This is a genomic window from Pseudomonas sp. SST3 (assembly GCF_003325755.1).
This window is the reverse complement of the sequence record NZ_QORI02000012.1, coordinates 14,363-25,803: the sequence shown is the minus strand read 5'-3', so window position 1 is coordinate 25,803 and position 11,441 is coordinate 14,363. Positions and strand designations below refer to the sequence as shown.

Genomic DNA, 11,441 nt, shown 5'->3' with positions numbered 1-11,441 from the left:
GGTGCCGCTAATTCACGGTGGCCCTTCGCGGGCCACTCGAACCAGCATCAGAGCGCCGCCAGCCCTCGAGCAAGATCAGCCTTCAGATCGGCTACGTCCTCCAGGCCCACCGCCACGCGGATCAGGCTGTCACGAATACCCGCGTTCGCACGGTCTTCCGGCGAGAGCCGTCCATGAGTGGTCGAGCCCGGATGGGTGATAGTGGACTTGCTGTCACCCAGATTGGCGGTGATGGAAATCAATCGAGTCGCATCGATGAAACGCCAGGCCCCCTCCTTGCCCCCCGCCACTTCGAAGCTCAGCACCGCACCGAAGCCTTTCTGTTGCCGCTTGGCCAGCTCATGTTGCGGGTGGCTGGGCAGCCCGGCGTAGTAGACCTTCTCCACACCCGGTTGCTGCTCAAGCCACTCGGCCAATGCCTGCGCACTGGCGCAATGGGCTTGTATGCGCAGCCGCAGCGTTTCCAGCCCTTTGAGAAATACCCAGGCGTTGAACGGACTCAGCGTAGGACCCGCTGTGCGCAGGAAACCCACGACCTCCTTCATCTGCTCGGCTCGGCCGGCAACCACGCCACCCAGGCAACGACCCTGACCGTCGATGTATTTGGTCGCCGAGTGGATGACAATATCGGCCCCGAGCGCCAGCGGCTGTTGCAACACCGGCGTACAAAAGCAGTTGTCCACCGCCAGCATGGCGCCTTTGGCGTGACAGAGCGATGCCAAGGCCTCGATGTCAACCAACTCAGCGAGCGGATTGGACGGAGATTCGACAAAGACCAGGCGGGTGTTGGGCTTGAATGCGGGCTCCCAAACGCCGACCTCGGTGAGCGGAACGTAGTCGACTTCCAGACCGAAGCGCTTCAGGTATTTTTCGAACAGCGAAACTGTTGCACCGAAGACGCTCCGCGAAACCAACACATGATCACCGGCCGAGCACAGACTCATCACCGTTGCCAGGATCGCGGCCATGCCAGAGGCAGTCGCCACGGCCTGCTCGGCGCCCTCCATGGCAGCGATACGTTCTTCGAATGCGCGCACGGTGGGGTTGGTATAGCGCGAGTAGACATTTCCCGGCACTTCGCCGGCAAAACGTGCTGCGGCATCGGCGGCGCTACGAAACACATAGCTAGACGTGAAGAAAAGCGGTTCGCCGTGCTCAGCCTCGGGTGAGCGATGCTGGCCCGCACGCACAGCCAATGTATCCATGCCTACGCCGGACAAATCACTGTCCAGCCGGCCAGCGTCCCAGTCGGTTGTCATAGTCGTTCGCATCCTGAGCCAGGGCGGCAACGCCGCCGGGTTGTCGATCAGTTGTTGTACAGGTCGATAATGGCGTTGCTCGCAACGCCCTGGTTCTTACTCAGATCGTTACGTGCCTGCTCGATTTTATGCAGGTAGGCATCATCGATATCGCCGGTCACATATTTGCCATCGAATACCGCGCAATCGAAGTTCTCGATCTTCACCTTACCGCCACCGACCGCATCGATAAGGTCTGGAAGATCCTGATAGACCAGCCAGTCGGCGCCGATCAACTCGGCGACTTCTTCAGTGCTGCGGTCATGGGCAATGAGCTCATGCGCGCTGGGCATGTCGATACCATAGACGTTCGGGTAACGGACTGCCGGCGCAGCGGAACAGAAATAGACATTCTTCGCACCCGCCTCGCGGGCCATCTGAATGATCTGCTTACAGGTGGTACCGCGCACGATAGAGTCGTCCACCAGCATGACGTTCTTGCCGCGGAATTCGAGATCGATGGCGTTGAGCTTCTGCCGAACCGATTTCTTGCGTGCCGCCTGACCCGGCATGATGAAGGTCCGACCGATATAGCGGTTCTTGACGAAGCCTTCACGGAACTTCACGCCTAAGCGGTTGGCCAGTTCCAGCGCTGCCGTGCGGCTTGTGTCGGGGATCGGGATGACGACATCGATATCGTGATCAGGGCGCTCACGGAGAATCTTGTCCGCCAGCTTCTCGCCCATCCGCAGACGCGCCTTGTACACCGAAACGCCGTCCATCAGGGAGTCGGAACGCGCCAGATAGACATGCTCGAAGATGCAGGGCGCGTAATGAGGGCTGGATGCGCACTGGCGGGTGTGCAACTTGCCGTCCGAAGTGATGTAGACCGCTTCGCCCGGCGCCAGATCGCGGATCAGCGAGAAGCCCAGCACGTCCAGGGCAACGCTCTCGGACGCAATCATATATTCGACGCCCTGTTCAGTATGGCGCTGGCCGAACACGATCGGGCGAATTGCATGCGGATCGCGGAAGCCAACAATGCCATAACCGGTCACCATGGCGACAACCGCGTAGCCACCCACACACCGCTCATGCACCTTTGCCACCGCCGCGAATACATCTTCCTCGGTGGGCTGCAGCTTGCCGCGCACCGCCAGCTCGTGCGCGAATACGTTGAGCAGCACCTCCGAATCGGAATTGGTGTTCACATGGCGCAGGTCGGATTCGTAGATCTCTTTGGTCAGTTGATCAACGTTGGTCAGGTTGCCGTTATGCGCCAGGGTGATGCCATACGGGGAGTTCACATAGAACGGCTGCGCCTCCGCCGAGCTGGAGCTGCCCGCGGTGGGATAGCGCACATGACCAATCCCCATGTTGCCGACCAGACGCTGCATGTGACGCTGCTGAAAAACGTCGCGGACCAGCCCGTTATCCTTGCGCAGGAACAGCTTGCCGCCGTCGCTGGTCACGATTCCGGCTGCATCCTGCCCACGGTGTTGCAGTACGGTAAGCGCGTCATACAACGCCTGATTGACGTTCGACTTACCGACGATGCCGACAATGCCACACATGCAAGGAACCTCTCAGTTGTTACAGGCTGATCCGGACATGGGACAGGCTGGAAGGCCCTCGGCACGTCCGTTGTAAGAAAGCTCGTCTCAGCTGGAAGCGTCGAGCGAGCCGGCGACCCATTGGCTTCCAAACCCGAGGATCAGGTTCTTTGACCAATCGGCAACCAACAAAAAATGCGGCAGCAGTGTCGATTCACGCCACCAGGGGTCCTGCTGGACAGGAGCGAGGCTAAGCAGACCAACCAACACCACGATCAGCAACCCACCTCGAGCCGCACCAAACACCATTCCGAGAAAGCGATCCGTGCCAGACAGACCGGTTACCCGAACCAGCTCTCCGATGAGAAAGTTGACCAGCGCGCCGACCAGCAACGTCACGATGAAAAGAATTGCGCATGCCGCGATGACTTGAAACGAAGGCGTACTGATGAACTCGGCAAGATGGTGAGACAGCGCGCCACCGAACATCCAGGCGACGACGCCCGCAATGATCCAGGTAAGCAGGGAAAGCGCCTCTTTGACGAAACCGCGCTTCAGACTGATCAGGCTGGAAATGACCACAACGGCGATAAACGCCCAATCGACCCAGGTGAATGTCACAGGGTTTCCTGCACATGAGAAAGGCGGGGCATTTTAGCAGAGCACCTGCCAGGGCGTAAGCATCGCGAACTTGCTCTTGCTGGCAGGTGGGCGCGATGAGACTGAAACCAGCCTGGACGGCTAGGAAAGACTCAGCCCGACTCAGGTTTAAAGCGCACGACGAAGCCGTCCAGTTTCTGCTGTCGCTGCAACTGATCACGAAGGCGATTGGCTTCCGCCCGCTCCACCAACGGCCCAACGAAGACACGATTCATCCCGTCTGCAGTGCGGATATAAGCGTTATAGCCCTGAGAGCGCAGCGTCTTCTGCAGCTTTTCGGCGTTCTCGCGATTGGACAGACTTGCCAGCTGAACCGACCAGCTGACTGGTAGGTTCGCCGTGTCCAGTCGTTTTTCTTCCGTCGCTTCCGGAGTGACCGGCTGCGCCTGGGCAGTAGCCGGTTTAGCACCGGACTCTGGCTCGACGAGGACCGGAGCAGGATCGATGGGTGCAGGGGCCGCATCAGGCTCGGCTACCGGTCCCTCCTCCACGATCTCGAACTCTTCGGGGACAGGCTCAACCTCAGGCTCGGGCACTTCGACAGGCTGCAGCTCGATCGCCGGCGCAGCCGGCGTTTCGGGCATGGCCGGTGCATCCACAGCAACCCGCGGGCTAGCATCTTCACGGTTGAAAAGCATCGGAACGAATATTACGGCCAGCGCAACAAGCACAAGCGCGCCGACGATACGCTGCATCAATCCCTTATCCACCAAGACCATGCCCTCCATTCGCTGCGTGCAGATCAAGCCAGGCCAGCGCTTCAGCCACGCAATAAAAAGATCCGAACAGAACTATCTCGTCGCCCTCAACAGCCTGATCGCACTGCTGCTCAAGCGCCCGAGCTATCCCCGGATAGATAGTGACCTCCGCGCCCCTCTCCATCAATACCGAACTCAGCTCACCCGCAGTGCGCGAGCGAGGCGTTTGCAGTGGGGCAACCGCCCAGGCGTCCACAACCGGCAGCATTTCATCGAGCACGCCAGTCAGATCCTTGTCTGCCAGTAGACCGAACACCGCGAGCCTGCGTCCAGGCTTCGCCTGCAACTGGAGTTGCCGGGCCAGATAGGCGGCGGCGTGCGGATTGTGCCCGACGTCGAGCAGTATCGACAGATCATGGCCCCTCCAACGGATCGCTCGGCGGTCCAGCCGCCCCGTAACCCGAGTATTCTGCAACGCATCGATTAATCGATCCGGCTGCCAGAATGATTCGAGTAGTGCAAATGCCTGCAACGCCAGCGCCGCGTTTTCCAGCGGCAACGCGAGCATCGGCAGATTACTGAGCGCCAACGGATCACCGGCCCCGTTCTTTCCGTGCCAGTGCCAACAGCCGGCGTCTTTCTCAAGATCGAAATCGCGCCCACGCACGAGCAAGGGGGCAGCCGACTGCGTTGCATAGTCCAACATGGTAGCCGGCGGGGCGGGGTCACCGCATACGGCAGGCTTTGCTGAACGAAATATTCCGGCTTTTTCGAACGCCACGCTCTCGCGCGTGGTGCCAAGCCATTCGGCGTGATCCAGACCGATATTGGTGACCACCGCCACATCCGCATCGACCAGGTTTACCGCATCGAGACGCCCGCCGAGGCCGACCTCCAGCACCACGGCGTCCAGCGCCTCACGCTCGAAGAGCCAGAAGGCGGCCAGCGTACCCATTTCGAAATAGGTCAGGGAAATGGAGCCGCGGGCGCGTTCAACCGCATCGAACGCCTCGCACAGCGCATCGTCGCTGGCATCGGTCCCGTTGAGACGCACGCGTTCGTTGTAGCGCAGCAGATGCGGTGAGCTGTAAACGCCCACGGTTTTGCCCTGCCCGGCCAGCATCTGCGCGATAAAAGCGCAGGTTGAGCCCTTGCCGTTGGTTCCAGTGACGGTTACGACCTGAGGAGCCGGACGGGTAAGCCCGAGCCTCGTCGCCACCATACGGCAGCGATCAAGGCCCATATCGATCGCGGTAGGATGCAGCTGCTCGAGGTAATCAAGCCAATCCTGCAGGCTCCGCCGGATCATGCGTCAGCCGTCACCCGAGCAGGTTCCGCAGGGGTCGGCAGCTGCTGCATCTGCGCCAGAAGACGAGATAGACGAGCGCGCAGCTCGGCGCGCGGAATTATCAGATCGATAGCACCATGATCAAGCAGGAACTCACTGCGCTGGAACCCTTCCGGAAGCTTCTCACGCACGGTCTGCTCGATTACCCGAGGCCCAGCAAAGCCGATCAGTGCCTTGGGCTCCGCGACGATGACATCGCCAAGCATGGCCAGACTGGCCGACACGCCGCCGTATACCGGGTCGGTTAGCACAGAGATGAAGGGCAACCCTTCTTCACGCATCCTCGCCAGCACAGCGGACGTTTTCGCCATCTGCATGAGAGAGATCAAAGCTTCCTGCATCCGGGCACCGCCGGAAGCGGCGAAACAGACCAGCGGGCAGCGCTGCTCAAGCGCAGCATTGGCAGCACGAACGAAGCGCTCGCCGACGATCGCGCCCATGGAGCCGCCCATGAAGGAGAACTCGAACGCACAGGCCACGACGGGCATGTGCATCAGGGTCCCGCGCATCGCGATCAGCGCATCCTTTTCACCGGTCTGCTTTTGTGCCGCGGAGAGGCGATCCTTGTACTTTTTACTATCACGAAACTTCAGACGGTCGACAGGCTCGAGGTCGGCGCCAATTTCTTCGCGCCCTTCCTTGTCGAGAAAGATATCCAGACGCGCGCGCGCATCGATACGCATGTGGTGCTGGCATTTCGGGCAGACATCCAGCGTTTTCTCCAGCTCCGGACGATACAGCACCGCCTCGCATGACGGACACTTGTGCCACAGGCCTTCGGGCACTGAGCTTTTCTGCGTTTCCGAGCGCATGATCGAAGGGATCAGCTTGTCTACCAGCCAGTTGCTCATGCTTTTATTCTCCACAGCTTGTCAGTCCCGCGCGTAACACCTGCACGCACCGGCAAAAATCATTGTTGCGACCGGTCTCCAGTCGGAGCTCACTGCGTCGCGCATGCGATAGCCCAAAGGGCGCCATCGCTGAAACTAGACCTACCGCCCCGTCTTGAACGACATCAATGGCGGGCCCCGCCAATCCAGCGAATGGTAACTGGACGGCAACTGCCCTCGGTTCGTCACATCGCCGCTCTTACCAACCGAACGAACTCACGAATGTCTGCGGCATTCTTGATGCCCTTGCTCACCTCAACTCCACCGCTTACATCGACGGCGAAGGGTCGCACTTCCGCCAGAGCCTGCTGGATGTTCTGCGCGTTAAGCCCGCCTGCCAAAATCAACGGCTTGGGCAGATCCGCCGGTATCAACGACCAGTCGAATACCTCGCCCGTCCCACCGGGAACGCCGGCGACGAACGCATCGAGAAGAATCGCGCTGGCCCCAGCATAGCGGGCGGCCTGCACCTGAATATCCTCATCAGCCTTGACTCTGAGTGCCTTGTACCAAGGGCGATGAAAACCTTCGCAATCGGCAGGTGTTTCATCGCCATGAAACTGCAGCACATCCAGCGGCACGGCATCGAGCGTTTCATTGATTTCACAACGCGAAGCGTTGACGAACAAGCCAACGGTAGTCACGAAAGGCGGGAGCGCAGCGATAATGGCGCGCGCCTGTTGCACATTTACCGCGCGCGGGCTTTTGGCATAAAAGACCAAGCCGATCGCGTCCGCTCCGGCTTCAGCCGCAACGAGTGCGTCCTCAACGCGGGTGATCCCACATATCTTGCTACGAACGATAGGCAACGGCAGGTACCTGCGATGAAAGATCCCGGATGGTAACAAAAGCGCCACAGGCTGCAACTAGCATCGTTCTGTCAGCTGGCAAGCCGAATGAGCCAGCTGCACTCCCATTGACATGCCATGAGCACGGGGTCGGCCCTAGGGGTTTCGCACATCCGGCAGGCCAGATAGAAAGTGCGGCCCGAGATAGCGTTCAGGTAGCGCGAACTGGTCCGGGTAGTCCACCTGGACGAGATACAGCCCGTAAGGATGCGCCGTTACTCCGCCAGTTCTCCTTATGCGTGACTCCAGCACCTCCTGCGCCCACTCCACCGGACGCTCTCCCGCGCCGATGGTCATCAGCACCCCGGCAAAGTTACGCACCATATGATGCAGAAAGGCATTTGCTCGAACATCGATCACAATAAGCCGCCCATGCTCGAGCAGCTCAAGGTGATGGATGGTTTTGATCGGCGATTTCGCCTGGCACTGGCGCGCCCGGAAAGCACTGAAATCGTGCGTACCAACGAAGGCCCTGGCCGCTTCGCGCATGCGGGCGATATCCAGCGGGCGATGATTCCAAGTCACCTCCTCGGCGAGGTGCGCGGGACGAATCTGGTCGTTGTAGATAACGTAGCGATAACGACGCGCCATAGCGCTGAAGCGGGCATCGAAGGTCTTCGGCATCTCCTTCGCCCAAGTCACGCTGATATCACCGGGTAGATTCATATTCGCTCCCATGACCCACGCATGCATCGAACGAGCTACCGGCGTATCGAAGTGCACGACCTGAGCGCACGCGTGCACGAGCGCATCGGTGCGACCTGCACAACTCAGCACGACTGGATGGCCACCGGCCACAGTGCTTAATGCGCGTTCCAGTGAGAGCTGAATAGACGGCACTCCATCGCGCTGCCGCTGGAACCCACGATAGCGAGAGCCCTTGTATTCAACCCCGAGGGCGATTCTAAAAACGTCAGCGGCAGCCGATGGGGCTGCCGCTTCAGGTATTGCATCAGTCATGGTTAGGCTAGTTTGGCGATCATCTCGCGCGCCTCTTGCTGTTGAGTATCGCTACCCTCGCTCATCACTTCATCGAGGATATCGCGAGCACCTTCCGCATCGCCCATATCGATATAGGCGCGAGCGAGATCCAGCTTGGTAGTGGTTTCATCAGTATCCGAGAAGAAATCGAAGTCATCATCCAGCGCCTCGGAGGAGGAATCTACAGGATCGATAGCAGCCACTGGCGCCGCTTCCGGCTGACTGGCAGGCTCTTCCAGGTCTCGCACCAAATCGTCAAGTTCAGCTTCGACTTCATCCAGTTCCGAGGCGAGGCTTGCCGGGGCCTCTACCTCACTCGTTTCGCCTTCCAACGACAGGTCGAATTCATCCGGCATGCTAGCCGGCTGCACGGGCTCGGAGAGATCGAAATCGAAATCATCGGCCGGCTCAATGGCGGCAGGCCTCGCCGGCCCGTCTTCAAGACTCAGAAGCAATTCGTCATCCGGGGTAGAGCTAGCCGGCTGATCGTCCAGGTCTAGCGAGAAGCCAGCCAGTTCGTCCTCAAGAGAGACTTCATTCGCCTTGGATGACTCATCCAGATCGAAAGAGAAGTCATCGCTGGCCTGCTCCTGGGCTGCGGCGTCGAGATTGAACTCATCGAAGTTGAACTCATTCGATTCGGCCTCGCCAGCCGGCGATTGGGCATTGTCAGCCAGCGCCTCATCCAGATCCAGATCGTCCAGACTCAGATCAAAGGAATCGTTGCTATCTTGCACCGCAGCAGGGGCAGGCTCGTCAAGCTTCAAATCGTCCAGGTTAAAGCTCTCGAAATCATCATCGCCTGTCGAAGCTGCCGCGGCAGCACCAGCACCTGCCGCGATGGCCATCGCGGGATATCTAGCCTTCGTCTGCTCGATGGCAGCCGAGGAACCACCAATTTCACGTAGCTCAGCTTCCTGCCGAGCGAACCCATCACGATCACCGAGCTCGGCGTAAACCTCCATGAGTTTCAGACGCAAGTCACTGCGCTGCGGCTCATCATTCAACGCGTTCTGCAGCAAGTCAGCGGCCTGATTGAAACGACCGTACGCGATATAAATGTCCGCCTCGGCAAGCGGATCGTTGCCAGTCCCGGCAGGCAGCTCGGGGGAATGCTCATCGGCACCCAGCCCAACGCCTTGATCAACGGATGGATCAAGGTCCTGTTGCGCCACGTAGAAGGTGTCCGGCGTACTGTCAGCCAACAGACTTTCCTGTAGTTCGGCCTCTTTTATGGCATTGCGGCGAGACAACGCCATCAACCCGACCAACAACAGCAGCAGCGCACTGCCACCCAGGACACCAAGCAGTACGGGATTGGCCAGGACTTCGTCGACGTAGCTATCGCTCTCCGGTTCTTGCGCAGCAGCGGCTGGCGCTACGGCTGGGGGAGCTGCGGGCGCTTGGGCGGCTGGCTTGGGGGCTTCTACCGCTTCCTCCGGCGCAGCCGCGGTTTCTGCCGCAGTTGCTTCCGTATCAACGTTTGTTTCCGGTGCGGTTTCGGTGACCTCCGGTGCCGCCGATGTGCTTGAGCCAACCCCTTCGCCCGAGGGACTTACCGGCGCGCCAGTGTCTGCACTCGCTTCTGCCCCTGCCGCAAGCTGAGCTTGCAACTTGGCAAGCTGGTCATCTTTGAGTTGCATGATGCGCTGCAGCTTGTCCAACTGGCCCTGCAGGTCATTTAGACGATCCTTGAGATCGAGGTTCTCACGACGGCTGGAGTCGAGGCTTTCCTCCGTAACCGCTAGCTTGTCACGCAACGCGTTCGCGTCATTCACCGTCCCGGTGTCGCTACCAGTGGTGGACTCTCCAGTTTCGGGCGCAACCAAGCGGAGACTGTCACCCGATTCGCTACGGGAAGGTGCCGCCCCGGCCGAACCACGCTGGGTGGCGTCGAGCTGACGGACACCTGTCGCCGCAGAGCCAGTAGCTTTGCGCCAACTAGCGTTCTGCTGTGCGACCTGCTGAATCGCTTCCGCCTGGGATCGACGGCCAATCTGTTCGGCGTTCGGCAAGCGAAGCACTTGGCCGTTCATCATGCGGTTGATATTGCCGCCGATGAACGCGTCCGGATTCAGGTCCTGGATCGCCAGCATGGCCTGATGCACGGTTCCGCCCTGACGCGCTCGCTCGGCAATCTCCCAGAGCGTGTCATTGGGTGTGACTTTGTATTGCTCGCCTTGTTGTGCAGAGGCGCCAGGCGACACCGATGCCGGCCGGGCCGCCTGACGAGGCGCCGAGGCAGGACGAGAAACTGGGGCTGAGACTGGAAGTTGAGGCGCAACAGATGCCGCGATCTGCGGAGAATAAAGCGGCGGATCGAGCAGCAACGTGTATTCGCGCAGGAGGCGCCCGCTGGGCCAGAGCACCTCGATGAGGAAATTCAGATAGGGCTCTCGAACCGGCTTGGTCGATGACACCCGAATGACGCTTTTTCCGTCAGGTCGCAAAACAGGGGTAAAGGTGAGATCCGTCAGAAAGTACTGGCGATCTACCCCCGCCCGATTGAAGTCTTCCGCGGATGCCAGGACCGGGACCACTTCACCGGGCGCCAGTGTCTTCGCGTCCAGCAATTCGATTTCCGCCACCAATGGTTGATTCAATGCGGATTTCAGCGTGACCTCTCCCAGCCCCAGCGCGTAAGCCATTTCGGAAGTCAGCGCGGTAGCAGCCGCGATTGCCAGCACCAGATTGCGAACCCGAACCATTATGTAATCCCTTGTTTAACTTTTCTCGGATCTTCGAGAGGGTCTTATAGTCACTGCCTGCGCCCGCCAGATGGCGGTCCCCCGTCAGCGATAAGCCTAAACAGCGTTGTCAGCTAGAATAGTTCTTCGAATTTCCAGTAAGTATCTTTTACAGATAGTGTTTTATCAACAACTCACCCGACCGCGCGGCATTGCCCACCGCGCCTTTTCGCAGTTATCAGACACAATCCACAAATTACGTTCGCCCCGCTCCGGGCAAGGCGTAGCGCGGTCGTCGAGCAGCCTGATGCAAGATTGTTGTCAAAAAGGCTCGCTGGACGAAGCCAGCACCCAAGTCGAAACCCTTCCGCCAAGCCAGCGCGCTGTCGGCAGCGAACGAAATCCCGCCACTCGCGAGCAACTGGACGACGCCATAGCAGCACAACAAACGCGAGCCTATAAACAATCGAACGCTGGATGGATCGCCGGCAACCGAAAGGCTGACACTGTAGCCGAAACCGTTCGCCCGGAAGAGCAA

The 11,441-nt window shown here is 59.7% G+C and carries 9 protein-coding genes and 1 pseudogene; all 10 read right to left on the bottom strand.

Annotation, left to right across the window (positions count from 1 at the left end; translation table 11 throughout):
* Nucleotides 1-47: 47 nt before the first annotated feature.
* The gene (locus DQ405_RS13855; RefSeq protein WP_168424763.1) at nucleotides 48-1,259 is read right to left on the bottom strand and encodes an O-succinylhomoserine sulfhydrylase; all 1,212 of its coding nucleotides are present in this window, start codon (nucleotides 1,257-1,259) and stop codon (nucleotides 48-50) included.
* A gap of 47 nt (nucleotides 1,260-1,306) precedes the next feature.
* Nucleotides 1,307-2,812, bottom strand: coding sequence for an amidophosphoribosyltransferase (gene purF / locus DQ405_RS13850; RefSeq protein WP_168424762.1), 1,506 nt, complete (start codon nucleotides 2,810-2,812; stop codon nucleotides 1,307-1,309).
* A gap of 87 nt (nucleotides 2,813-2,899) precedes the next feature.
* The gene (locus tag DQ405_RS13845) at nucleotides 2,900-3,412 is read right to left on the bottom strand and encodes a CvpA family protein (protein WP_168424761.1); all 513 of its coding nucleotides are present in this window, start codon (nucleotides 3,410-3,412) and stop codon (nucleotides 2,900-2,902) included.
* A gap of 131 nt (nucleotides 3,413-3,543) precedes the next feature.
* The gene (locus DQ405_RS13840) at nucleotides 3,544-4,170 is read right to left on the bottom strand and encodes an SPOR domain-containing protein (protein ID WP_446730881.1); all 627 of its coding nucleotides are present in this window, start codon (nucleotides 4,168-4,170) and stop codon (nucleotides 3,544-3,546) included.
* Nucleotides 4,154-5,458 carry a bifunctional tetrahydrofolate synthase/dihydrofolate synthase gene (gene folC, locus DQ405_RS13835; RefSeq protein ID WP_168424759.1) on the bottom strand — a complete coding sequence of 435 codons (1,305 nt, stop codon included), beginning with the start codon at nucleotides 5,456-5,458 and terminating at the stop codon, nucleotides 4,154-4,156. Before folC ends, DQ405_RS13840 begins: the two co-directional genes overlap by 17 nt.
* Complete coding sequence (accD, locus tag DQ405_RS13830; protein WP_168424758.1) at nucleotides 5,455-6,348, bottom strand: acetyl-CoA carboxylase, carboxyltransferase subunit beta; 894 nt, start codon at nucleotides 6,346-6,348, stop codon at nucleotides 5,455-5,457. Before accD ends, folC begins: the two co-directional genes overlap by 4 nt.
* A gap of 224 nt (nucleotides 6,349-6,572) precedes the next feature.
* Nucleotides 6,573-7,196 (bottom strand): phosphoribosylanthranilate isomerase, encoded by a 624-nt coding sequence (locus DQ405_RS13825; RefSeq protein WP_168424757.1) that lies wholly within the window; start codon nucleotides 7,194-7,196, stop codon nucleotides 6,573-6,575.
* Nucleotides 7,197-7,331: 135 nt separating this feature from the next.
* Nucleotides 7,332-8,195 (bottom strand): tRNA pseudouridine(38-40) synthase TruA, encoded by an 864-nt coding sequence (gene truA, locus DQ405_RS13820; RefSeq protein ID WP_168424756.1) that lies wholly within the window; start codon nucleotides 8,193-8,195, stop codon nucleotides 7,332-7,334.
* A 2-nt stretch (nucleotides 8,196-8,197) separates the two neighbouring features.
* Entirely contained in the window at nucleotides 8,198-10,924 is a 2,727-nt protein-coding gene (locus tag DQ405_RS13815; protein WP_168424755.1) for a FimV family protein, read from the bottom strand.
* A gap of 148 nt (nucleotides 10,925-11,072) precedes the next feature.
* A pseudogene (locus tag DQ405_RS28570) lies at nucleotides 11,073-11,164 on the bottom strand (aspartate-semialdehyde dehydrogenase); the annotation flags it as partial.
* Nucleotides 11,165-11,441 lie beyond the last annotated feature (277 nt).